Source organism: Paenibacillus sp. LHD-117 (assembly GCF_030929555.1).
In the GTDB taxonomy this organism is placed as follows: domain Bacteria; phylum Bacillota; class Bacilli; order Paenibacillales; family Paenibacillaceae; genus Pristimantibacillus.
Genome location: NZ_JAVFVT010000012.1, coordinates 1 through 23,899, shown reverse-complemented (window position 1 = coordinate 23,899; position 23,899 = coordinate 1). Strand labels below are relative to the sequence as shown.

At 55.1% G+C, this 23,899-nt stretch carries 15 protein-coding genes; 6 read left to right on the top strand and 9 right to left on the bottom strand.

Translation table 11 applies throughout. From position 1 onward, the window contains the following. Positions 1-98 precede the first annotated feature (98 nt). Positions 99-1,799, bottom strand: coding sequence for a sensor histidine kinase (locus RB620_RS11125; protein ID WP_308094298.1), 1,701 nt, complete (start codon positions 1,797-1,799; stop codon positions 99-101). Beyond that, positions 1,796-3,352: a response regulator transcription factor gene (locus RB620_RS11120; protein ID WP_308094296.1), complete on the bottom strand. Its 1,557-nt coding sequence runs from the start codon at positions 3,350-3,352 to the stop codon at positions 1,796-1,798. The genes RB620_RS11125 and RB620_RS11120 overlap by 4 nt, the downstream gene beginning before the upstream one ends. A gap of 402 nt (positions 3,353-3,754) precedes the next feature. On the opposite strand from RB620_RS11120, the gene thiD reads away from it, so the two are divergent. Both thiD and RB620_RS11110 read left to right on the top strand, forming a co-directional pair. Then, positions 3,755-4,609, top strand: a complete 855-nt coding sequence (gene thiD / locus RB620_RS11115) for a bifunctional hydroxymethylpyrimidine kinase/phosphomethylpyrimidine kinase (protein WP_308094294.1) — start codon at positions 3,755-3,757, stop codon at positions 4,607-4,609. Between the two features lie 569 nt (positions 4,610-5,178). Next, positions 5,179-6,012, top strand: coding sequence for a DUF4358 domain-containing protein (locus tag RB620_RS11110; RefSeq protein ID WP_308094292.1), 834 nt, complete (start codon positions 5,179-5,181; stop codon positions 6,010-6,012). Positions 6,013-6,066: 54 nt separating this feature from the next. Here RB620_RS11110 and RB620_RS11105 read toward each other — a convergent pair whose 3' ends face one another. From RB620_RS11105 to RB620_RS11095, 3 genes are all read right to left on the bottom strand, one after another. Continuing rightward, positions 6,067-7,194: an acyltransferase family protein gene (locus RB620_RS11105; RefSeq protein WP_308094290.1), complete on the bottom strand. Its 1,128-nt coding sequence runs from the start codon at positions 7,192-7,194 to the stop codon at positions 6,067-6,069. Continuing rightward, on the bottom strand, positions 7,194-8,969 hold the full coding sequence (locus RB620_RS11100; RefSeq protein WP_308094288.1) for a class I adenylate-forming enzyme family protein: 1,776 nt from the start codon (positions 8,967-8,969) through the stop codon (positions 7,194-7,196). The genes RB620_RS11105 and RB620_RS11100 overlap by 1 nt, the downstream gene beginning before the upstream one ends. A 246-nt stretch (positions 8,970-9,215) precedes the next feature. Further along, complete coding sequence (locus tag RB620_RS11095) at positions 9,216-11,114, bottom strand: FAD-dependent oxidoreductase (RefSeq protein ID WP_308094287.1); 1,899 nt, start codon at positions 11,112-11,114, stop codon at positions 9,216-9,218. 212 nt (positions 11,115-11,326) lie between these two features. Between RB620_RS11095 and RB620_RS11090 the strand changes: the two genes are divergently transcribed. Both RB620_RS11090 and RB620_RS11085 read left to right on the top strand, forming a co-directional pair. After that, a complete protein-coding gene (locus RB620_RS11090; protein ID WP_308094285.1) occupies positions 11,327-12,466 on the top strand; it encodes a ParB/RepB/Spo0J family partition protein in 1,140 nt (379 codons plus the stop codon). Between the two features lie 164 nt (positions 12,467-12,630). Continuing rightward, positions 12,631-13,917 (top strand): glycoside hydrolase family 18 protein, encoded by a 1,287-nt coding sequence (locus tag RB620_RS11085; protein ID WP_308094283.1) that lies wholly within the window; start codon positions 12,631-12,633, stop codon positions 13,915-13,917. Positions 13,918-14,009: 92 nt separating this feature from the next. Here the strand turns inward: RB620_RS11085 and RB620_RS11080 are convergent, their stop codons facing one another. From RB620_RS11080 to RB620_RS11065, 4 genes are all read right to left on the bottom strand, one after another. Further along, on the bottom strand, positions 14,010-16,064 hold the full coding sequence (locus tag RB620_RS11080; protein WP_308094281.1) for an alpha-galactosidase: 2,055 nt from the start codon (positions 16,062-16,064) through the stop codon (positions 14,010-14,012). Positions 16,065-16,161: 97 nt separating this feature from the next. Further along, positions 16,162-17,796, bottom strand: coding sequence for an ABC transporter substrate-binding protein (locus RB620_RS11075; RefSeq protein WP_308094280.1), 1,635 nt, complete (start codon positions 17,794-17,796; stop codon positions 16,162-16,164). Between the two features lie 114 nt (positions 17,797-17,910). Then, entirely contained in the window at positions 17,911-18,798 is an 888-nt protein-coding gene (locus tag RB620_RS11070) for a carbohydrate ABC transporter permease (protein ID WP_308094279.1), read from the bottom strand. A 24-nt stretch (positions 18,799-18,822) separates the two neighbouring features. Then, the gene (locus RB620_RS11065; protein WP_308094278.1) at positions 18,823-19,806 is read right to left on the bottom strand and encodes an ABC transporter permease; all 984 of its coding nucleotides are present in this window, start codon (positions 19,804-19,806) and stop codon (positions 18,823-18,825) included. 223 nt (positions 19,807-20,029) lie between these two features. Here RB620_RS11065 and RB620_RS11060 point away from each other — a divergent pair, with 223 nt between their 5' ends. Both RB620_RS11060 and RB620_RS11055 read left to right on the top strand, forming a co-directional pair. Further along, a complete protein-coding gene (locus RB620_RS11060; RefSeq protein WP_308094276.1) occupies positions 20,030-21,682 on the top strand; it encodes a response regulator in 1,653 nt (550 codons plus the stop codon). A gap of 28 nt (positions 21,683-21,710) precedes the next feature. After that, a complete protein-coding gene (locus tag RB620_RS11055) occupies positions 21,711-23,456 on the top strand; it encodes a sensor histidine kinase (protein WP_308094273.1) in 1,746 nt (581 codons plus the stop codon). Positions 23,457-23,899 lie beyond the last annotated feature (443 nt).

Genomic DNA, 23,899 nt, shown 5'->3' with positions numbered 1-23,899 from the left:
CCTTCCTATATTTTGAAATGAATGCGCATTCACTTTTGTCTTTATTGTAGCACCGGGCCTATTAGGCATCATTATCACTTATTTGATTTCACTATTGATTATTTGCTGTCTTGCAGATCCGATAATGCGTCCTCTACCGGCTTGTTAAATCGGGGAAGCGTTATGATCATTGTTGTTCCATGGTTCTCTTCGGAATGAACAGAAAGTCCGTATTCGCTTCCGAAATGCAGCCGAATTCGTTCATTCACATTACTGAGCCCGTATCCGGAAGACTGCATCAGCCTTACTTTGTAGAGAAGCTCCACGTTCATTCCAGGGCCGTTATCTTTGATTGCGATCCGTATCTTCTCTTTGTCGAGACTGGCAGTTACAATTAGTTCTCCCTTTCGATCCGGCATCTGTTCAAGCCCATGTTTGATCGCATTTTCCGCAAGCGGCTGCAAAATCATGTTGATAGTGTCATATTGGTAAATGGTTTCATCAATCTCGTAGATTACATCAAAGCTATTGTCGCTCGTGATCAGCATAATGTCCAAATAGGACTTGACGTTATCCAGTTCATGGCGCAATGAAATCAGATTTTCTCCCTTATTCAAGGCAGTTCGATAATATTTCGACATAGCGGTGACGATGCGGCTAATTTCGTAAGATTTCGTTTGCAGCGCTTTCCAATTGATTGACGAGAGCGTATTATACAGAAAGTGAGGATTCATCTGCGCCTGCAGAGCAATAAGCTCCTTACGCCGCACTTCGTGAAGCAGCTCGTTAATATGAACAAGCATATTTCCAAACCTTATGGTTAAATCACCGATCTCATCCTGGGATGTGCTGTGAACCTCAATGTCCAGCTCACCTTGCTCCACACGTTTCATCCACCTGTGAAGCTGGTAAATACGGCGGAGCATTCCCTTCGCGAAGACGGATATGATTCCGAACAAGATCACGATGCAAATACCGGTCACGATAAAAGTCGCATGAAGAATGGGAACCGCGTTGCCCGTTACCTCCTGTACGGGTACATAACAAAAGAGTATCCAGTCTGAATTGGGGATATCTTCCTTGAACATAAATGTACTGGTGCTGTTAATGGACGGCATATCGTCAACATGGCTTGCATTCGAATAGATAATGTCCCCTTCCGGACTCTCGATGACCATGGTATACTCCTTAAGCAATTTCTCCGCTTCCTCGAACAGCTTGGCGGTCTCCACTCTTAAAAATAATACGTGCCGGCCCGTTGTGAACGTCTCCGGAAATTTGTTGACGGCGACGAGCCCCTTTCGGAAATCAATCCCGGTATCGGCATGCCAACGAACGCCAAACTTATCGATCGCTTCCCGGTACCAGCCTTGATCCTGCACTCCCGCTGAAGATCGAATAAAATCACCATATTCCGGCATCGCTCTCTCCGTATAGATGGTCAGCTTCGTCATCCCTTGATTTAAGGCGAAAAGATTTTTGAAATAAGGGTCTAAAAAATCATTTAATTGATTGGCAAGCTTGGAAAGATTCGCTTGATCTTCGGACTTATTAGACAAAATCTCTTCAATTGTCCGATTCCCAATCACCAGATTAATGACTGAATGGTAATGTTCGATATTGTCGCCGATACTATCGGCTGCCGTTCCGATATTTTTCTCAATGGCTTGCATCGCCTGATCGCGCAGAAGCTTTTTGGATTGCACATAGGAATAGATGCCCAGCACCAGGACGGGAATGAATACGATGATCGCGTAAGACAAGATTAGCTTCTGCTTGATTCTCAGCTTGTCCAATATTCGGCCTATTCTCCTTTTCATGACCGTTCGTCATCCTCCCTGTATTCGGACGGCGTTTTGCCATAATGGTTTTTGAACAACGCGGAGAAGTACGCGAAATTTTGATAGCCGGCCTCTTGATAAATATCCGTAATTTTTTTGTTCGTTTCCATTAGAAGCTGTGCCGCTTTTTCCAGTCTGATGGAAGTAATGTATTTGGTAATACTCTGTCCGGTATATTTCTTGAACAAACGGCTTAAATACGCAGGGCTTAAATAAACTTTTTTGGCGAGGTGCTCCAGTGAAATGTCTCTGCTGTAATCTTTTTCAATCAAGCTCACTACATCCTCGATCACTTTGCGAAGCGATTCCGTCGAGCTGTCGCTTTCCGATGTATGCGACTTAATAATCGAAAGCATTAATTGCCGCAGCTCATGGAGGGATGCGGTATTGTAGATTTTCTCTATATTCATCATAAAATAATTTGCATTTTGCGGAGTTGGACTCCCAATCAATAATTTGAGCAGTTCAGTACACACGAATTTCACATAAGTTTCTGAATCGGACGCAAGGGTTCTTACGCCTTCGATTAATATAAGCCCTTTGTCATGGCTGCTCTTTCCATGAATGGCCGATTGCATATGCGACCAAATTTCTTGCAATACCTCACTGCAGCAATCCGACTTTTTTCGAACCCCGCCTTGAGAATTGCCAGTAAAGATAACCGTACCGCCATCCAAAAAAAATCTGTTGGCCGCTATCGTTTCCATTTCGGCGAATTCCTCCGAGATATGCTTTAGCCTGATGAGCAGACCGCTAATAATAACGCATACGTTTTTGCCGTCCATTCCTTTGAAGCATTCGATCAGCTTATTTCCTATCTGCTGCAATTCCGCTTCTGTATCCTGCTCGCTGCCGGCATAGAATAGCAAGCTTTGCCGTTCATTTAAGTGAATGATATCGACCTCTCCGGTAAAAACCTCTTGCGCAATCGCTTCCATATCAAAATCCGCTCGATCAAAAAAACGACAGCCTGCGTCAAGCATAACCATTCGCAAATCATGACCGTCAGAGCCGAATACGGAATGATGAATTTGCTGCTCTGCTTCCAATAAACGGTCTTTTCCATAAACAAGATCGTACAGTGTCTTCTGTTTCTCGAAACGAAGCCCCTTCCCATAGGCTTCTTTCATCTTCTCCGCTTGTTCTCTCTCTTGGCGTTCTTCCTCGCACAACTGAATGACCTTTGATACAACACGCATAAACTCGCCAATTTCAACCGGCTTCAATATATAATTAATCGCATCCAAATCTATCGCTTTCCGGGCATATTCAAATTCGCCGTATGCGCTCATGAAGATAACCTTCACATTCGGAGTCTCATTTCTCACTTTCTCTGCCAATTGCAGCCCGTCGAGTCCTTTCATTTTAATATCCGTAATCAAAATATCAATCTGATGATTCTCAAGATACGCGAGCGCCGCTTCTCCGCTGTCCGATTCCGTAATGTCCAGCTCCCATTCGAACTGTTCAACCAGAAATTTCACTCCTTCTCTCTCAGTACGGTTATCATCTACAATCAATAAATTGAACACTTTAATCCCCCATTTCCTCGAGCATGGCGCAAAAACAGTTGAAGATACGATTCGTATATCGAATCCTTCCCGGCTTTGCGGATTTCATTGCCTTTGATATCTGACGGCACGGTTGACTTAAGCTCATCATAAGATCTAGGTCGCTCGAAACAAACAATAAAAAACAACAAAACTCCATTTTTTTAACGAAGCTTTCATTAAAAAACGTAGAATGGACTATACACAAAAGAAAAAACCTTCACTACCGCCTATCGAAGCGTGGAATTGAAGGCTCGTTATGATTTCCGGCAATTACAATCCCAATCCTTCATCACGAAAAAAAAATAGCTTCTGTGGCTCCTGGATCAATCCTGATACAATGAAATGAATAAGGAATGCGACGTTACGGGGAGAGTGAGACGAATGAACGATTCATTAATCGAGGACCGAGCGAAAATCTGCAAAGCATTAACGATAGCAGGCTCCGACAGCGGCGGCGGCGCGGGCATTCAAGCCGACCTGAAAACGTTCCAGGAGCTCGGCGTTTACGGGATGTCCGCCGTCACGGCGGTAACCGCGCAGAACACGCTTGGCGTCCACGCCATCTATCCCATGACGGCCGAAGCCGTGGCGTCGCAGCTTGACGCGGTCGGGACGGATCTTACGCCGGACGCGGTCAAGACGGGCATGCTGGCGAACGCCGCGATCATTGAAGCCGTGGCGGACAGAGCTGCGGCGTTCGGCTGGCGCAATCTCGTCATCGATCCCGTCATGATCGCCAAAGGCGGGTCCGAGCTGCTTCGGCGGGAAGCGCTCCGCATGCTGCAAGATCGGCTGATTCCGCTCGCGCGGGTCATCACGCCAAACATTCCGGAGGCGGAGACGCTGACCGGCATGGCCATCCGCACGCTGGCCGACCGGGAGGAGGCCGCTAAGCGGCTTGTTCAGATGGGCGCGGATTGCGTCGTCGTGAAAGGCGGCCATGACGAAGCAACGCGCGACGTCACCATCGACCTGCTGTACGATGCCGGCGGCGAGTTCCGCTGCTGGGAGAGCCCGCGCGTCGACACACGGCACACGCACGGCACCGGCTGCACCTACTCCGCGGCGCTGGCGGCGGGACTGGCCCGCGGCTTGGACGTACGCGACGCGACCGATCTTGCCAAGGCGTTCATTCGCGCGGCGATCGAGGACGGGCTGGACATCGGCAAGGGACATGGCCCGACGAATCATTTCGCGTACGGCCGGCGGCTGCGGGACTCGGAGAGGCGCGGTTGATGGTCGGCGGGAGCGTCAAAGTGACTGCTTTTGGCGTGGGCTCGAGGCCAGTTTGTCAGCTGGAGCGACTAACCAGCTGCTTTTGGCGCGGTTACAAAGCCAGGTTATCGGCGAGAGCGACTAACCAGCTGCATATGGCGTAGGCGTAACGCCGAGCTTTCCCATACATGGTAGTCGCTAGCGGCGAATCAGGCAAGTTTGCGGCTCGATTTCGCCGAGCTAGCCCCCCAATCCTGCAAAAGTGCAGCAATTTTTCCGATTCGAGCTCGTCCGAGTTACAATACTGCTTTTATACAGCAATTTTCTCCAAGTTCACCTCTAAACCCGCTTTGTAGGGGGAAATTGCTGCACATTCGCAGCAATTGTCCATGAATCGATGAAATGGAGTCTAAAAACATGTACTTTTGCAGTATTCATGTCTTATCATCGATTCGTCGGATCATCATTTCAAACGACACATTCTCTCCATAAAACTCGTTCATCATCTCGTTTTTCCCGCGAGCCGTGCAACCTTCGGACAAGCCTCCTCGTCTAGTTGTTCGACATCATGATCGAGGAGAGAATACATAATGACGAACAGCAAACCATGGCTCAAGACAGCAGCCTCTTTGACGATCGCCCTGTCGCTCGTCGCATCCGGCTGCAGCAACGGCGGCAATAACGGCAATGCGAGTGCCGGCAATAATGCCGCCTCATCAGAAACCGCCGAGCCGAGCGCTTCGCCGACGGACGCCGCTTCCGACGATAGCGCGTCGCCATCGCCGACTGCTTCCGCCGACGCGACCGCAACCGCCGACGCGACCGCATCGCCATCGCCGACGGATAAGCCGACCGCAACCACCGAAGCTGCGACGGACCCGACGAAAAAGCCCTCAGCGAAACCATCGGTTAAGCCGACCGCGAAACCAACTGCCAAACCAACTGCTAAACCAACGGCCAAACCAACGGCAAAACCGACGGCAAAGCCGACCGCCAAACCAAGCCCGACGGCGAAGCCGGAAGCGCCCGGCGATAACGTATCGGTCGCCGACATCATGGACAAAATCAATGGCGACGTCGAGCTGCCGCCATTGATCGCCGTTTCCGGGGAGCAAATCAAGGACTATTATTACTTCGACGGGGACGAGCTGCTGGAGAGCGGCATCTTCAAGCAGGCGCTCATGAACACGAAGGCGACGGAGCTCGTCGTCGTCAAGCTGAAGTCCGCCGACAATTATGATGCGGTGAAGGAAGGCCTGACGAAACGCGCCGAGGATATCATTGAGATATTCTCGACCTACCTGCCCAACCAATACGAGGATGCCCAAAACTATCAAATTCTCCGTCACGGCAATTACGTCCTCCTTTCCATCTCCCATGACCAGGCTTCGATCAAGAAGCTGTTCGAAGCATTCTTCAAATAAGATTGCGCAGTAAAAACTGAGAGACGCCCCCCGATCCGGGAGGCGTCTCTTCGTTCATGTCCGCGTTTCCGCAGCCGGATGTTTCTCTCGCTTGATACCGGTAATCGTTGCGCGTTTGCCAGACGCCATTCCTTCGGAGGACGCCGTAACCGCGGATCGTTTCCGATGAATAAAGACCGACAGTGCGGCGCACTGCGCGATCGTGAGCGCGGTCTGCAGAACCTGCTGCCACAGGTCGAGCTCGGAGCTGCCCCAGCCCAAGATCAGCCCGTTCAGCCGCATGAACGGGATATGGCCTACGAACGCGACGATACTGAACAAATGAATGAACCGATGATGGGCCGTCATTGTACTGCTGCGTACGCGCAGCACGCCGTAGAACAGCAAGGCCGTGTTCGGAATCATGCCGAACGTAAGCTTGTACGCATCCGTCCAATCAGCGAAGGATACTAGCAGAACGGTCTCCGTTATCGTAAAAGCGATAGAGAGGACGATCGCTCTTCGGATGCGCAGCCGCAAAAACCGTTCTTCGTATTTGGCGATCAAAGCGCCCATTACGACGAACGTCAGTCCGAAGCCGAGATAACGGGTCAGCCCAAGCTCCATGTAATGAAGCGGCGCAGTGTCAGGGAGAGCCGCCGTCATCCCTAGGAAGCTTCCAGACAGCAGTTGAATCACCACGTAAGCCGAAGCGGTCAAGATCAGGACCTTCCGAACGGGAAGCTTATTCAGCATCCAGTATGCCGCCGCAGCGCCGAAAAGCAGCGGCGGGATGAACCACAGCTGAATCATTGGCCCGTTCACGAATACGGCCATGAACATGATTTTGGCCTGGAGGAACAGATTGGAGATGCCGATTCCGCCTCGCGCCAGCGCAGGAACGATGAATTCGAACGCGAATAGGAGGCAGAACACGGCGTAGAACGCGGCAATCCGTACGATATACCGCTTGACGTAGGCGACAGGATTCGCGGAATGAGACCACCCCTTGTACAGGAGGAAGCCCGACACCACGTAGAAACACGGAACGACGATCCGCCCCGCCAACATAAGGAACGAAGCAAGCGGCGATAGCTCCATCCCTGCCATGGACGGAATGAGGAGCGCATGGGCGACCAATACGAAGAGCGCGCCGGCCAGCTTAAACAGCGTAATGCCCGGATAGAACTGTCGCATCAACATCACGCATGCCTCCGAAGCAGGCCGAGCTCGCTCATCGCGAGCAGCTTCATCTCCGCCACGGACACCTTTCCCGTGCCGGACATCGGCAGCGACGGGAGGAAAATCGTCTCCTTCGGCAGCTTAAACGCGGACAGGTACGGAGCCAGATCCGCGCGCAGCCGATCGGCCGACAGCTTCGCTCCAGGCTTCGGAACGACGCAAGCGCATATTTGCTCCCCGTATAACTCGTCCGGAATGCCGAGCACCATCACGTCTTCTACATCCCTCAGCCGCAGGATCGCATTTTCGATCTCGACCGGCGATATTTTTTCCCCGCCCCGCGAAATAATGCGATGCATCCGTCCCGCGATCGTAAGCTGATTATGCTCGTCCAGCCAGCCAAGGTCGCCGGAGCGGTACCAGCCGTCCTTCTGGTGGCATGTACGCTCCGCATCCTCGCGGATGTACCGCATCACCCGGTGGCCCCGAATGAGAATTTCGCCCTGCTCGCCAAGCGGCAGAGCGCGGCCCGTGACGGGATCTTCGATGCGGATCTCGATGCCGCTATCCACCTTGCCTGCCAGACTGCAGCTTTCCTGAAGGAATCGTTTGTACGGGATCAAACCGCCGATCAGGTTCGTTTGCTTCAACATCCGGTACAGCAGCTGCAGGACGATCCCACCTCCAATCATGCACGTTCCGCTCGCCACAACGCCCGCTTCTGACGATCCGTAGGTAACCAGGAAGAAACGAAGCTTCAGCTCCCCGGTTACCTTCTCAATCACCGTCGGATTCACGGCAGCGGATGTGAAAGCAACGCCTAACAGCGAGGATAGATCATATTGCTTCCGCTCCGGAGCGGCGATCATGCCCTGCAGCATATACGGGGTGCCGACCAGCACCCTGCACCGTTCCTTGGCGGTGATCTCCAGCGCCTGCACGGGATTGAACCGGCTTAACATGACCGTACATACGGCTGCGCTCCCCAGCGTGGTCAGGATAGCTGCGAACCCGCCCATATGGTAAAGAGGAAGCAAATTCATGATTTTGAAAAATTGCGTAACCTTTGTATTCAGCTTTGCCATCCCGGCCGAAATCCATCCGCCTTGGTTACTTCCCGCGGAGCGGGCAAGGAACGAAGCCGTCGTGCGCAGCACGCCCTTCGGCGCGCCCAGCGTACCTGAGGTAAACAACAGCACAAGCGGATCGCGGGAATCGACCTGGCTGCACGCCGAGCGAAACGCCTTTTGTTCTTCGTCCGTTCGCATCGCGCCGCCGGCAAGCTCCCGGTAAGAACGGAATCCGTTTGACGCCGCTGCTTCTTCGTCCCCGACGACGAATATTCGCTCGGGCCCGGGCAGCCAAACAGGAAGGTTATGCTTCCGGGCTCCGTATTCATCCAAAATCTCTTTTGCCATCGCCGGATAATGCTGCTTATGGCCTTCCGAGCCGAGAAGCAGCACCGACGGAGCCGCTTCGGCCAGGTAACCGGTCAATTCTTCCTTGCGGGAATACGCATTAAGCGGCACGACGATCGCTCCCAAGCAAGCCGCGGCATACATGGCAACGATCATCTCCATGCGACCCGTCATCAGGAGGGCGACCTTGTCACTCTTCCGTACGCCGAGCCGCTGCAAGCCGATCGCTAGCGACTGCACATCCTCCCAGATGGCGCCCCACGTGTAGCGCTGGCCCCATTCCGGGAAACAATAGGCGATCGCCCGGGGGCATTCTCTGGACCTTTTTTCCAACATTGCCGGGACTGTATTCGGATTTAATTCGCTGCGCCATGCCATCTCTGAACATTACCTCCGCTGCCTCGCGATCGGATGATTAGGCCACGCTGGCACGATAGAATACATGCAGCGTTGTGTACAGCATGGCGCTTTTCCTTGGCGGGTGATCTTTTTATGGAACATACTTCTTACTATATCACCAGTTTTGTTCTTTATAAAGAACAATTTGAATAAAAAAAGAGCGCCTCGGCAGGAAGGATCGCTCCTTGCCCCGCCGCGTCGCCCCGTCTTCCGGCTTGCCTAAGCTTATTCGTACGTAATCCCCGCATGGCGTTCGACGGCGTCCCGCACCAGCATGTACGTCTCGCCATTGGTGAGGCCGCCGGGATGGCTGATATTTGCCCATGTCTCCGGCGATATCCAGCCGCGCGACTTCAACTCTGCGACTGCGTTTGCCGGCTTGACCTGAATGCCGGCAGTCAGGAGCAGCGCATAGGCGGCATCCTCCAGCCTGACCGGGGCTTGGGACCGATGGTAGCTCCCTAGCGCATGATCGGGCTGGCCGTGGAAACGCGTGCCGTGCATCTTCGCCAGCCGCTGCATCATCGTCAAGTATCGGTCACGGGTCGATAGGCCGTCCAAATCCCAGCGCTTGTTGTCGTAGCCGCCGAGCGTCATGCCCATGCTGACCGCCGCGAGCAAACCCCGGTATGCCTTGTGTTTCCTGTAGGCAGGCAGCTCCAGGTCCCGCATGCGCAAGTCCATGCCTTGTTTCCCCAACCGTTCTTGAAGCTTCGCGATCCCGGATTTGGAAGCAGCAAGCTCCCGGAACGTCATCCCCTCTTCCATGACCAGCTTCGCCGCCGCTCCGGCCGCTTCGCCCGTCGCCATCCCAAGCGGGATGACGCGCGCGCTGCCGTGCGGCAGCGAATCGAAGCTCGCGGTGCGGCCTACGACGAGCAAATTGTCCGCCTTCTTCGGAACAAGCGTCCGGAACGGTACGGCGTATTGCATGGGCGACATCATGATCGCCCCCGTATCGTCGCGTCCCAACCGCTGAATGTCGACGTCGTAAGAGCCGTAAGCGATCGCGTCCCAGCTGTCGCGGTTCTCCATCAAATCCGCCATCGCGAGCCGGTATTCCCCTTGGATATGGCGGCTCTCGCGGATGTACAGCTCCGGCGCCGTGCCCGCATAGGTTAGTTCTTTCATCTCTTTAAACGTGTACTTCAAATAATCCACGATTCGCGGCGCTTCCTCCCGGCCGATTCTCAGCCCTTCTTGCACCGAAGCCGGATCGAGCGGATCCACGCCGAAGATATGCATGGCGTTAACCAATATCGTACCGTCGTTCTGCCTGCCGATATTAAGGCCGCGCAGCGCGACCTTATCGGGATCCGAGGACGGATAGTCGCTTGCCGCCAGAAATCCCCATGCGCTTTTCTGATCCGCGCCGGTATCCTTCCGCTTGCCGAAGGAATCCCACATCTCCTGCGTCAATCCGCTAAGCTTGAAGACGAGCGTCACCGCCATCCGCGCCTCCGGATTGCCAAGGTCCTCGCGGCCGATCGTGTACGGGACGCCGGCCATCGCGGCGATGTCGGCGTCCTGGGTCGCGTCGATGACCGCGCGCGCATGCAGGACGCGCCTATCCCCGCGCTCGTCGGTTACGATTAAACCCGCGACCGCAGCGCCATGCATCATAGGTTCCATTGTCTTCACGCCGAGCAGCAGCGATACGTTTTTCTCCGCCTTCACCATCTTAAGAAATACGTCTGCCGCGGCATCCACGTCGATCGAAGTACCATCTAGCTGATCGTACCATTCCTGGAAGATGCCTTTGTTCAGGAAATCGTGTTCGTCTTTCGCCTTCGCTCCCTCCGGCTGGCCTGGCGCTAAATTCAAGTCCAGCGAGTTCAGCCAGCCCATCGTAAGCAAACCGCCGAGCCGGTCCCTTCCTTTGCCGTCCACGAGCAGCACGCGAAGCCCGTTTCTGGCCGCGGATATGGCCGCCGCCACTCCTTCCGGATCCGTGCCGGCTACGATGACGTCATAACGATCTTTGGCCGACTTAAACGATAATCCCGAAGCTTCCGTATGGCCGTTTACTTCTTCGCGCGCGGTTCTCCATATCGATGCCGAACCCGCGATCACGACGAGAAGCAGAATCGCCGCGGCGGCTAACCGTCTCTTTCTCTGTGCCAATAATCCAGTCAGCTCCTGTCTGATTTCGATGTTGTTATTATTTTACGAAATGGAGAATTTATAGTCGGGGTTCCATGGAAAAAACTTGAAACCTATTAGGTTGATTCAAGTTCAATCCGAACGGTTAAGTACATTGAATCATAGATTCGCTGCGATATAATAGAGGTAGCGCGCATTGAACGAAATCTGAACGTTACCGAAGGAGAGGACCCATGGACATCATTCAACTGCCTTTGTCTGCCATCGAGGAGGACAAGGACCAGCCCCGCTACCAATTCGACGAGGAAGCGCTGCAGGAGCTGATAAAGAGCATCGAGGAGCTCGGACTGCTGTCGCCGATCAAAGTACGGACCATCGAAGGCGGACGGTACCGCATCATCTACGGCAACCGCAGGTACAAAGCCACGCAAATGCTGGGACGCGAGACGATCCCGTGCATCGTCTCGACCTCGACGGACGAGATGGAGATTTACTTGGAGCAGATCGCGGAGAACTTGACGAGGGAAGGATTCTCGCCGATCGAAGAAGCCGAAGCCTTCGACAAGCTGATGAACGACGGCCGGTTCCGCAGCTCGCTTAAGTTCCTATCCGCCAAGCTCGGCAAGCCGGAGAACTACATCAAAAACAAGTGCGAGCTGCTGAAATTCAGCAATGCCGTCAAGAAGCTGATCGTCGGCGGGACGGAGATCCGCAAGGACAAGCTGACCGAAGATCAGCTCATACCGCTGAAGGACTTGCCGATGGAGCATCGGGACCCGCTCTCGCTGATCGCAGCGAGGGACGAGCTTCCGGTCAGCGACGTGAAGAAAATCGCCAAGCTGTTCAAGGATAAGACGATCTCCGACAATACGAAGGAGAAGTTGCTGCTCAAAACCGGCAGCGGCTTGCTGGAGACTTGGTCGGTCTACGAGCAGAACCGGAAAGGCGCGAAGGCGGCAGAAGAGTCGGACGCTCAAGCAAAGCAAAAGAAAAAAGCGGCTGAGGGAGCGGCTGCTGCCGGTCCTTCGGGGCAAGCGACGACGGCCGCCGCGAACATAAGCGGGCAGTCCGCGTCAACCGCCGTGCAAGACGCAGGAGTGACAGTCGGAGATGGCCAACCAGACGGGAATCAGGCCCCTTCGCCTGCTTCCGCCGCTTCGCATTTCGGAGGCAAAAATGTGTCCGAGTTGCTGCGCAAGCTGCAGCAAGAGCTCCCGCGCCAGACAGAGCTGTCCGTCACGATCGCGAAGCTTGTCGGCGAGTCTGACGGCGAAGGTCAAGTTCTGTTCACGTACGAGGTCGACGCGGTCATCGAGCAGCTGGAACAACAGCTGATCTTATGGAAGTCCTTGCGCGAGAAATCCCCGCTTTAAAGCATATTTTCCCGAAACCGAAAAAAGGCCGAGCGCAAGACATCCTTGCAGCTCGGCCTTTATGCGTTGCTATAGATAAATATTTTCAATGAATACTATTATACCTGCAACAAAAATAGTCTAAGACTATACAATCTTTCGTCCATGAAAGGCAGGCGATTTTTTTGCAGATCCATGTTGTTCAAAGTGGTCAGAGTTTGTACGGTATTTCTCAAGCTTACGGCACTTCTGTACAATCGATCGCGCAAGCAAACGAATTATCTGATCCTTCGCGCCTTGTCGTAGGGCAAGCATTAGTCATTCCCATAGTAGGACGCTATCACTGGGTTCAACGGGGACAATCGCTATACGTCATTTCAAAAATGTATGGCTTGACCGTCAACGAGCTTGCTCAAGCCAACCGCATATCCGCTACCGCGGTTCTCCACGTGGGGCAGCGCCTCTATATTCCTCCCAGGCCGAAATCAACGATCGACGTGCTGCTTTATGTTGAACCACGAACGCCGGTTAGCCAAACGATGATTAATGAAGTGCGTAATAGAGTCAGCTCCCTTACTTATCTCGCGATGTTCAGCTACCGCGCGAATCGCGATGGAACGCTGGATGCGCCCTCGATTGACGACATCCCCAAAATCGCCAGCTCTGCTAAAGTGGTCAATGCCCTTGTTGTCAGCAATCTGGAGGAGTTTCAGTTCAGCGCCGACCTGGCCCATGCCCTATTTACCGATGAATCGGCCGCAACCCGGTTATTTGGCAATATCGTTCAAATTGCAAATCAAGTCGGCTACAAGGACATTCACTTTGACTTTGAACTGCTGAGAGCTGAGGATCGGGAGTTATATAACAACTTTCTTCGAAGAGCAAGAGACATTTTCCATGCTGCCGGGCTGACGCTATCGACCGCAGTCGGGCCAAAAACAAGCGATGCAACTACAGGAATTTACGGAGCCCATGACTTTGCAGCCCAAGGCAAAATCGTTGATTTCACCTCCCTTATGACGTATGAATGGGGGTATATGCAAAGTGCTCCTCAAGCGGTCAGCCCCATCGGTCCTGTTCGCAGCGTACTGCAGTACGCGGTTAGTGTAATTCCCAGAAACAAAATCCTGTTAGGGCAAAATTTATACGGCTACGACTGGACGGCGCCATATCCACCCGCGGGGGGAGCCCCGGCAAAGGCTTTAAGTCCCCAACAGGCAATCGCCATCGCATTAAGGGAAAACGCTCAAATCCAGTATGATTATCGAGCTCAAGCGCCTTTTTTCCGTTACACGGACGATGCAGGGGTTCAACATGAAGTATGGTTTGAGGATGCACGCAGCATTCAAGCGAAATTTGATTTGATCAAGGAATTTAAAATACGAGGAATTATGTATTGGAAGCTGGGCCTGGCATTCCCGCAAAATTGGTTGCTGCTGACGGATAATTTTAATGTCAGGAAAAGAACGTAATCTTATTTAGCTCAATAAAAAGCGGCAGTCCAGGACATTATCTTCTCGTCCAGGGCTGCCGCTATATCTGCTGAATAACGTTGCCGTTGCCGCTACGCGATGAAAAGCATCTTCGACTCCGCCGGCTCCAGCCGGATGGCGAGCTCGGTCGCGTCTGCCGCCAGCAGGGACTGCTCGCCCGTCCATAGATCGCGAACGGTCAGCTCATCCGAGCCGTCGATGCCGAGGCGCGGCAATGCGATCGCCCGCTCCGTCGCGGCTTCCGCGTCGAAGTTGAAGACGGCGACATAGAGTCCCCCATCGCCGGCCAGCACGAACGCGTCCTCGCCCCGCGTGCCGCTGCCTCCCTCGACGGGACGGAACGTCTCGCCGCGCTTCGCGAGCGCCATGACCGTCTCGTTCGTCATCCACGCCTTGGCGCGGCGGGCGGCTTCCTCCATGCGGTAATCGTCGCCGAGCAGCAGCGACGTGCCCGCGATGACGCCGGCGTTCAAACGGCTGCGTCCTTCATGCTCCGACGTCGCGCGCTGATTATCGCTTTTGAAGAGCACGATATGGTCCGGGTCGTTGAACCGGTACAGCCGGTCGCTGATCCACCAGCCGTACGTGACGGCGTTCAGCATGTACTCCGTGTCCTCGATCGTGCCGAACGCGTCGCAGGAGACGCGCCTGCTATGCGCGTAACCGTGCGGGAACAGCGGCGCGATCGACAGGTTGATCAAGAAGGGGCGGCCTAGCCGCTCGGGGCTCAGCGCCTCCGCGATCGCTGCCATTCCGTAATTGTACGCCTGGATGCCCGTGCGGATCGTTGGGTCCGCATGTTCTCCCTCCATGGCGCCATGCGCCAGGAAGTCCATTTTCAAATATTCGAAACCCGCTTCCGCCACCTCGTCCAGCTTACGCAGGATACGCGCGATCGCCTCCGGATGGGATGGATCGATCGGGAACGCGCCGTCCAGCTTCGGCAGCGGCCGCCCCGCTGCGTCCTTCAGCAGAATGTCCCTGTACAATACCTTCCCGTCCGTGCCTTCGACCGGCGTGTCCGGATTGCTGCCCCAGAACGCGAAAGGCGTATAATACGTGCCCGGCTTCTGGCCGTTCGCCTTGACGCGTGCCACCGCGTCCTTCAGCTGCTCCGCCGTCAAATTGTCCGAGAACGCGTCGAAGTTAACGTAAAGGCTTCCCTCCGAATCGGCGAAGCCGTTCTGCTGCAGTTCACCCGCGAAGAAATCCGACGTATGCGTATATACGTCGTAGTCGAGCTTCGCCATGACGGCCGACCAGCTGTTCCAGCCCATCGGCACGCCGCCGGACCATGGAAGCGCCGGCTTCAGCAACGCGTTGGCCTCGCCGAAAGCTTCCAGTCCGTCGCGATAGTCCTCGTACGCCCCGACGAAGATCGTCGGGGAAACAATCGACTTCCCGCGCACAGAGCCATGCGGCACCGTGTCGCGCGTCCGCAGATCGGACGCGCCTGCGGCGACCCGCAGGCGTCCGATCGCTTCCCGGAACGTGCCTTCGACCTCGATCGCCGTCTTCCACGTATCGTGCGTGACCGACCCGATGACGAAGCCGCGCCGCGATTCCGTGCGGTATACCGCCGTCGCTTCATAGCTCCGAACGCTGCCCGGATTGGCCTGGGACGCGAAGCGCACCCACTTATCGTTGTCGTAAGGGATGAACAGCGAACGAATCTCTTCCTTGGAGCCGTCGCCGAAGTCGAGCACGCCTCCGTCGTTCAGGTAAGCCGCGAGCGGCGTCAGTTCATTCGTCTCCCACTCTGCGTCCCGGCAAGCTTCCAGCTCCACCAGCGCGTACGGCAGCCCCTCGTAAAGCCGAATATGCTGCCGCAGCGCCGGCTTGCCGGAATCCGAATGCTCGAAGACGAACGAGATGCCCGCGCCGAACGCGTCATCGATTGCTTCCACCGACGTTTCGGCCACGCCATGCGACTGGTAGAACGCCGACCGTACGGTCTCCCCTCCGAAGCGCGCCTCCGCGTACAGCCCGCTCATCGCCTGACCGTCCTTCCATGCGACGTCCAGCGTTCCCGCCTCCAAGTTTGCCGTCACCCGCAGCAGCCCGTTGTCGGCCGCGAACGCGCCGTCCCTCTTCTCCAGCTTGATCGATCCCATTATCGTCGTCATCGTCCATCCTCTCCCTTTCTCCTATTCGCTATATGGCAACAATCAAAGGAAAAGGCCAGCAACGCTGGCCTCCCTCTTTTCCCTAACTCGTGATCAATTACTGCCACAGCTCCTTGCGGGCGTTGTAATTTGTCGTGTAGACGGCTTCCACTTTCTCGTCGCCGGCGGCTTTCATATCGGCCAACATTTTATCGAAAATCGAGCCCGCTTCCTCCGCCGTCGGAGCCATGATCGCTTTCGTGATCGCCTGTTTCGTGATGTCGCTGATTTTTTGCTCGCTCAGCGCCTCCGGCGTTCCGCCGGCAGGTCCCAGCCCGTCGAAGATCGCGGTGTCGAATACGGTATCCGACAGGTTCTTGATCGCCATCTGGTCAATCGGGGAACGCTCGTAACGGCCGGGAAGATCGTACGGCGTGCCGTCCGCGCCGGGGCCGTTCTTGATGAACCAGGTCCACTTGCGGATGCCCGTTTCCTTCGTGTACGCGGCCCAATCATCCTTGAAGCTTTGCAGCACTTCCGGACGCGGCGTATGTTTGCCGTCCTTCATATCCCAGTGCGTGCCTTCGATGCCCCACATGAGCAGGTATTGCCCTTCTTCGCTAGCCAGGAAGTTGATGAACTGCATGGTGCGTTCCGGATTTTTGTTTTTCTTCGTAATCGCGATCGCGTCCCAGCCGAGCGAGCTGCGGCCGCCGTACGTCGTCTTCGACGGGTCCACGCCGTCCGCGACGACTTTGTAAGCGAACAGCTGCGATTCCTCGCCGCGGTCCTTTTTGATGATCGTGTTGGAGTTGCCAAGGTCCCAGTAGGCGCCGGTCGAAGAGAAGATCGTGCCGGTTGCGATTTTCTGTTCCCAAATCTGGCGTTTGTTGATGGCCCATTCCTTATCCATAAGGCCGGAGCGGTACAGGTCGTTCATGTACAGGATCATGTCCTTGTACGACGGATTCTTCACGTCGTATTGCAGGACGCCGTCATGCTCGTAGTAGTTCGTCAAACCGAACATGCCTTTAAAAGTGCCCATCGTGCCGCCGAAATTCTCGCCGTCCATCGTCAGCGCGATCGTGTCTTTGCCGTCGATTTGCGGATATTTGGCTTTGAAATCGGACAGCAGCTGCTTGAATTCGGAAGCCGTGAACGGAACGCCGCCGTCGGCTTTGTCCGGCGCCAGCTCCTTGACGATATCCTTGCGCATGTTGAAGCCGAACACAGGTTCATGCTCCAGGCCGTACCAATTCGACAAGTAGTAGTTTTTGCCGTCTTTGTAACGCGTTTTGTTCAGCACGTCGCCGTACATCTTCGCCACGTCCGGGCCGTATTCCGCGATCAGGTCGTCCAGCGGAACGATCGAACCCGCGTCGATGTATTTGGCGACCAGGTCGCTCGATCGATCAAACATGATCATGTCCGGCAAGTCGTCGCTCGCCAGCATCAGATTCAGCTTCTCCGTCGGATTGCCCGTCGGCTGTTGGATTTCGATCGTCACGCCCGTTCGTTTCGTTATCTCTTGAGCCACGGCGTTATCGAACTTGTCGCCCGTGTTTTTATCGAAGAACGTAATCGTGATCGGATCTGTTCCCGGATCCTTGGTTTCGCCTTCCGCTCCGCCGTTCTCGGCGGGTTGATTCGTCGACTGGCTGTTCCCCTCTTTGTTCGAAGAAGCGCAAGCGGACAATAGCGTCATGAGCATGATAGCCGTAAGCAGCAGCGTTAACCCTTTTTTGGTGTGCATACAAAAGCCCCCTTATTCGTTATAATAATCGATTTTTGAAGCGGCGAGTCGGCAAACCGTGTTCGACCGAAAACGAAACACCTCCCCCTGCTAATATGGACAGCTGCCCCCGGATCAGCTTTTGACAGCCCCGAGCGTCATCCCTTTCACAAAATATTTCTGAAGGAACGGGTATACCATGATGATCGGCAGCGTCGCCACCATCGTCGCAGCCATGCGGATCGTATCCGGTGAGACCGCCAGTCTCTTCGACGAGTTCGCCATCTGCTGCGCGTCACTGACCATCGAGCCCGTCTGGTATTGGTTCAAAATTTTGACGAGCACCGCCTGCAGCGTCTTCAGGTCCGGCTTGTACGTGAACACGTAGGAATCGAACCACGCATTCCAGTGACCGATTGCCGTGAACAACCCGATCGTGGCGAGCACCGGCGTCGTCAGCGGCAGAATGATGCGGAAGAAAATTTGCAGGTAGTTCGCGCCGTCCATTTTCGCCGATTCGTCAAGCTCTCCCGGCAGCCCTTGGATGAACGTTCTTACGATGATCATATAGAACACGTTCATAAGGCCCGGAACGATGAACACCATGAAGCTGTCGATCAAATGGTAACTTTTGAGCACCATATAGTACGGAATCAGCCCGCCGCCGAAATACATCGTGAAGACGAAGTACAGCGTCCAGAACCGGCCCGCGACCAGCTCCCGCTTGCTTAGCGAGAAAGCCAGCATGGCGATCGTCAGCACCGCAAGCGGCGTTCCGATGACCGTTCGAAGCACCGTCACCTTAATCGCGGTCCATATTTCGCTGTCGTTCATGATCTGCACGTAGCTGGCCAGGCTGAACTCCCTCGGCCACAGGTACAGATTGCCCCGGAGCGTGTCCTCCGCGCTGTTCAGCGAGATGATGAACACGTTCCAGAACGGATAGAACGTAATGATGAAGACCGCGACGATAAACGCGTACACGAGGGTCATAAAGAGAAAATCTTTTTTGTCCTTTACCATGCAGCTTTCCCCTCTTCCATTTTGCTAGAACAACGACTGCTGTTCCATTCGTTTGGCCATCTGATTCACGGAGATGACCAGAATGAACGCCACGACCGATTTGAAAAGTCCGACGGCCGCGCCGTACGAGAACATGCCGTTCTGCAAGCCGTATTTGTACGTGTACGTATCGATGACCTCCGAATACTGCATGACCGTGTTGTTCTGGAGCAAATATTGCTGGTCGAAGCCCGCGTTCAGAATGCCGCCGACGGCGAGGATCGCCAGAATGATGATCGTCGGCCGGATCGAAGGCAGCGTGATGTGCAGCATCTGCTTCAGCCGGCTCGCGCCGTCCACCTTCGCGACCTCGTACAGCTCGGGGTTGATCGCGGCTATCGCGGCGAGATACATGATGGCGTTAAAGCCCATGTCCTTCCAGGCGTTGGAGAGCGCGATGATCCACCAGAACAACGGACCCTTCTGCATGAACTGAATCGGCTCGTCGACGAAACCGAGACCCATTAGAATGTTGTTGATAACGCCGCCCGACGATAGCATCGTGATGATAATGTTCGCCGCGATGACCCAAGAGATGAAGTGCGGCATGTAGGACACCGTTTGGAACGTTCGCTTGAACCAGCCGTTCCGCAGCTCGTTGATCATTAGCGCGAGGATGATCGGCAGCGGGAAGCCGAACAGCAGCGACAGGAAGCTCTGTGCCAGCGTGTTGCGCATAATGCGGATGAAATCGCCGTTCGTAAAAAAGTATTCGAACCATTGCAGGCCGACAAAGTCCGTCGTAAAAAATTGTTTGAAAAACGAGCCGCCCCCCGGCGAGTAGTTGATGAAGGCCATGTACAGCCCGAACATCGGCACGTAGGAGAACAGCAGGGTGACGACGATGGCCGGCAGCATGAGCACGTACAGCAGCCGCTGTTCCTTGAGCCTGCCCGCCAATCCCGTTCTGGACGCGCGGATGGCACGAGTCCCTTGCCCCTCGGGCCGCGCTTTCGGTTGGATGATCATCGTGTTGCCCCCTATGGATGGATTGCGCTTTCATTGCGTCGTGTTCTCATTATAAGCTCGTCGCATCGGTCGAACGATATCCGAATTTACCGATTCATGACCGAAACGAACACACTTCGTGCCCTTCCATTGTTGAATAGCGGCATAGCCGTTAAACTAAGAAGAAAACGCTTCATCCTATTGCCAATCATTCAAATTAACGAAAAAAGGCGGGTGCCTATAGATGTACAGCGTTCTGTTGGTAGACGACGAATCGATCGAGCTGGAAACGATGGAGCAATACGTCCCTTGGGAGCAGGTCGGCATCCGGATCGCCGGAACGGCCCGTAACGGCAAGGAAGCGCTGGGCAAGCTGAAGGAGCTGAAGCCCGATATCATCGTGACGGACGTGCGCATGCCGATCATGGACGGGCTGGAATTCGGGCGCCGGGCGAAGCAGATCGACAAAAGCGTCAAAATCATTTATTTGAGCGGCCATAACGAATTTCAATATATTAAGTCGGCGCTGCAGATCGAGGCGGCCGGCTACGTGCTCAAGCCGATCGATATGGAGGAGCTGATGGCGCTCCTCGAGAAAGTGAAGCGCAAATGCGAAGAGGAGCAGCTTGCGAGCGCCGGCGGCGGCTGGCTGCTGGAGAAGCTGCTGCTGCGCATCGTACGCGAGCCGAGCGCGGAGCGCCGCTTCGACTGGATCAAGCAATGGGAGAGCCGCGCGGACGGCTTCTCCGCCGGTCAGCCGTTTGGCGCGGCTTATTGGACGTTCGAGCCGCCGGCGTTCGCGAGCGGCGGCTCGCCTGCGGCGAGTGCCGATGCCGATGCGGCATCGGCATCCGGCGGCGCCGCTCTCAGCGATGCGGCGTCCGGAGCCGCTCCTTCCGAGGGCATCGGCGATATGGCCGTCGGCGCCGCGGAGACGCTGCGCGTCTTGCTGAGACGAAGGCTGGACGCCGCGATCGTCCTCGAAACCGGCCCCCAAACGTTGTTCGTCCTGTTCCAAGGAAACGCGCAGCATGCGGATCCGACGTATTGGGAGCTGCTTCGCGAGGAGCTTCTGCGGGAAACGGGGCTGACGGCGGAGGCGACGGTCGGCTTGTCCGGTCCTTACAAAGGCTTTCATCTGCTGAAGGAAGCGTTCGAGGAGTCCCAGCGCTGCAATGAGGAGAAATTGTATCGGCAATCGGGTGCGGTCATCGTGCCTGCCATGCTGGGGGGCGCCTCCGCGACCGACCACGGCGCCGATCAGATCGCGGCTGGTCTTATCGCGGCCATCCAGTCCTACGATGCGGAACAAGCGGAGCAACTGCTATCCGCTTGGTTCGCCGGCATCCGGCAGCGGCGGGTCGAACGCAGCTCCGCCGTCCGGGGCGTCATCCAGCTGCTCACGGGTCTCGAGCAGCATTTTACCTCGCTGCTCGCTGGGCCCGCCCGCAGCCATCTGCTTGCCGATCATTGGAGGGAGATGTCCAATCTCCCAACGATCGCCCATTATCACGAGTACGCGCTTCGTTTCTGCAGAGAGCTTCTCAAAGCGGCGGGCGAGCGCGACCAAGACCGCAATCAATCGATTGCCAGCCAGATCGCGAGAATGCTGGAGGAGCGGTACCATCTCCCGGTCACGGTCGAGGATATCGCCAAGGAAGTGTACCTGTCCCCGAACTACGTTCGGACGATTTTCAAAGAAAAGACGGGCGAGACGATATTGGATTATTTGACCCGCATCCGGATGAACCATGCTTCCGAGCTGCTGAAGGACAGGGCGCTGAAGGTCCGCGAGATCGCCCATCGGGTCGGCTACGAGAACGTATCGTATTTCTGCTCCGTCTTCCAGAAGCACAAGGGCAGCACCCCGAACGAATATCGCAAAATGCAGCTTTGAACTACATCGATGAGCGGAGTGATCGAAGATGGGAAATATGCCGGGTTGGCTAATCAAACCTCTCTATAATTGGCGGCTTCGGGAGAAGCTGTTCGTCATGTTCCTGCTCGGCGGCATCCTCCCCCTGCTCTTCTTCGTGCTGTATTCCTACTCGACGATCAGAGGCGAGCTGTCTTCCCAAATGGTGGCCAACACGCGGTCGACCGTGGCCCAGATTAACGCGAACCTGGAGAGTAAACTAGAGACGTACACGAAGTTGTCCGCCACCCTGTACCTGGATAGCACGCTGCGTGCATACCTCACTAACGATTATTCCAAGGATCCGTCCTTGTTCGTCGATGCTTACAAATACATCAACAACGCGTTCGTCAACATGCTGACGACGAATCCGGACATCGATTCCATGACGATCTATAGGAGCAACGAGACGCTGCCCGTCGACGATATGTTTATCAAAAGAATGGATGAAAACTTCCGCGAAACGCTCGCCTATCAATCGCTGAGCGGCAGCTTCGGCAACGTCCGCTTCGTAACATCGCCGTCGGAGCCGGACATGCCCGCGGTATTCACCTTGTCGCGGATGCTGAACATCAATAGCATGAGCAATCCGTACGGCGTGCTCACGATCAACATTCTCGAATCGGATATTTTCCGACTCATGGAGAAGGAATCGATGGACAAGACGGTGCTCATCGTGAACGAGCAAGGAACGGTCATGTCGGCCAGGGACAAGACGCTGCTCAATCAGCCGATTCCCTTGCCGGATGAACTCCCGGGCGACCCCGCCGGACAATTCGACAGCATCTATGACGGCAAGCAAGTACTGGTCGTCTACAACACGACGAAGTTCGGCTGGAAGAGCGTTGCGCTCATCCCGTATGGCAGCTTCTTGTCCAAAGCGAACGCGGCCGCGAAGCGGATACTGGCTTACGCGCTCGCGAGCGTGACCGTCATGGCGCTGCTCATCTATATCGCGGCGCGGCTGTTCACGAAGCGCGTGGAATCGCTTGTCGGGATGATGAGGCAAATCGAGAAGGAGGAATTCGAGCTCGGCGATATTCGTCCACTCGGCCGGGACGAGATCGGACAAGTCGGCAACGCGCTGCGGAGGCTGTCGCAGCGGCTGAGCACGCTCATCTCGGACGTGTACAAGAAGGAAATCGACAAGCGGGAAGCGGAGCTGAACGTTCTGCAGGCGCAGATCAACCCCCATTTCCTGTACAACTCGCTTGCATCGATCTCGTCGTTGGCCATTCGAAACGCGGACCCGCGCATGAACAAAATGGTGACCGACCTGGCCAAGTTTTATCGGATCTCGCTTAACAAAGGGAAAAACACGCTGTCGATCCACGAGGAAATCCAGCTGACGCAATACTACGTGTCCATTCAGCAAGTTCGGTTCGCCAATCTGCTGCGGGTTCATTACGACATCGACGAATCCGTGCTGCCTTGCCCGATCGTCAAGCTGACGCTGCAGCCGTTCGTGGAGAATTGTATCAACCATGCGATCTGGGACCAAGAGCTTGGCATCAACATCATCATCCGCGCTTATCGCGATCGCCAGGATATCGTCCTCAGCGTCGTCGACGACGGCATGGGCATGCGGATGGCCAGCGGGCGGGAGCTGCCGCAAAGCGGGGACACGCTGTCCGGCTACGGCATCCGCAACGTCGACAACCGAATCAAGCTGCTGTTCGGCGACTCGTACGGCGTCTCCATCTTCAGCCGGCTCGGCATCGGCACGACGGTATCGATCCGGATTCCGGGACGGTGACCGACTGGTAAGACGCTAATCGCCCCGGAATCCGGATTCCATGGACCAATCCGGCAAAATAAGAGTGCTGGGGGTCACAATCCCAAACGTTGATTATTCGGGCATATAACGGCTCTACGGAGACCATCGATTAATGGCGGGCTTTGAGATTCAACGGAAGCAGCGGACGTTATTCGGCTCATTTTAGTCGATTAGAAAATGTAACGGAAGTAGCGGCCCTTATTTATGTTTTTCAGCCTGAAAAACGCCATTTTCAATGGAATAGGTGCTCATAGTTCCGTTAGATTTCCATTTCGGCTCATAATCGCATAATAAGAGCGCGGAGTTCCGTTGCTATGAACGTTTTAGTCAAGCCCTTGCATTTTGCACCACCAAAACACTAGGCGCGGGAGCAAATAAGCGAGCGACGGTCGGCACGCTGCTATCCGTGGGTTGGTTACCAC

What these genes read in the sequence shown, in the direction of transcription:
- RB620_RS11125 (WP_308094298.1), bottom strand. Translation starts at nt 1,799, where the DNA reads ATGAAAAGGAGAATAGGCCGAATATTGGACAAGCTGAGAATCAAGCAG.
- thiD (WP_308094294.1), top strand. Translation starts at nt 3,755, where the DNA reads ATGAACGATTCATTAATCGAGGACCGAGCGAAAATCTGCAAAGCATTA.
- RB620_RS11110 (WP_308094292.1), top strand. Translation starts at nt 5,179, where the DNA reads ATGACGAACAGCAAACCATGGCTCAAGACAGCAGCCTCTTTGACGATC.
- RB620_RS11105 (WP_308094290.1), bottom strand. Translation starts at nt 7,194, where the DNA reads ATGTTGATGCGACAGTTCTATCCGGGCATTACGCTGTTTAAGCTGGCC.
- RB620_RS11100 (WP_308094288.1), bottom strand. Translation starts at nt 8,969, where the DNA reads ATGGCATGGCGCAGCGAATTAAATCCGAATACAGTCCCGGCAATGTTG.
- RB620_RS11090 (WP_308094285.1), top strand. Translation starts at nt 11,327, where the DNA reads ATGGACATCATTCAACTGCCTTTGTCTGCCATCGAGGAGGACAAGGAC.
- RB620_RS11080 (WP_308094281.1), bottom strand. Translation starts at nt 16,064, where the DNA reads ATGACGACGATAATGGGATCGATCAAGCTGGAGAAGAGGGACGGCGCG.
- RB620_RS11075 (WP_308094280.1), bottom strand. Translation starts at nt 17,796, where the DNA reads ATGCACACCAAAAAAGGGTTAACGCTGCTGCTTACGGCTATCATGCTC.
- RB620_RS11070 (WP_308094279.1), bottom strand. Translation starts at nt 18,798, where the DNA reads ATGGTAAAGGACAAAAAAGATTTTCTCTTTATGACCCTCGTGTACGCG.
- RB620_RS11065 (WP_308094278.1), bottom strand. Translation starts at nt 19,806, where the DNA reads ATGATCATCCAACCGAAAGCGCGGCCCGAGGGGCAAGGGACTCGTGCC.
- RB620_RS11060 (WP_308094276.1), top strand. Translation starts at nt 20,030, where the DNA reads ATGTACAGCGTTCTGTTGGTAGACGACGAATCGATCGAGCTGGAAACG.
- RB620_RS11055 (WP_308094273.1), top strand. Translation starts at nt 21,711, where the DNA reads ATGGGAAATATGCCGGGTTGGCTAATCAAACCTCTCTATAATTGGCGG.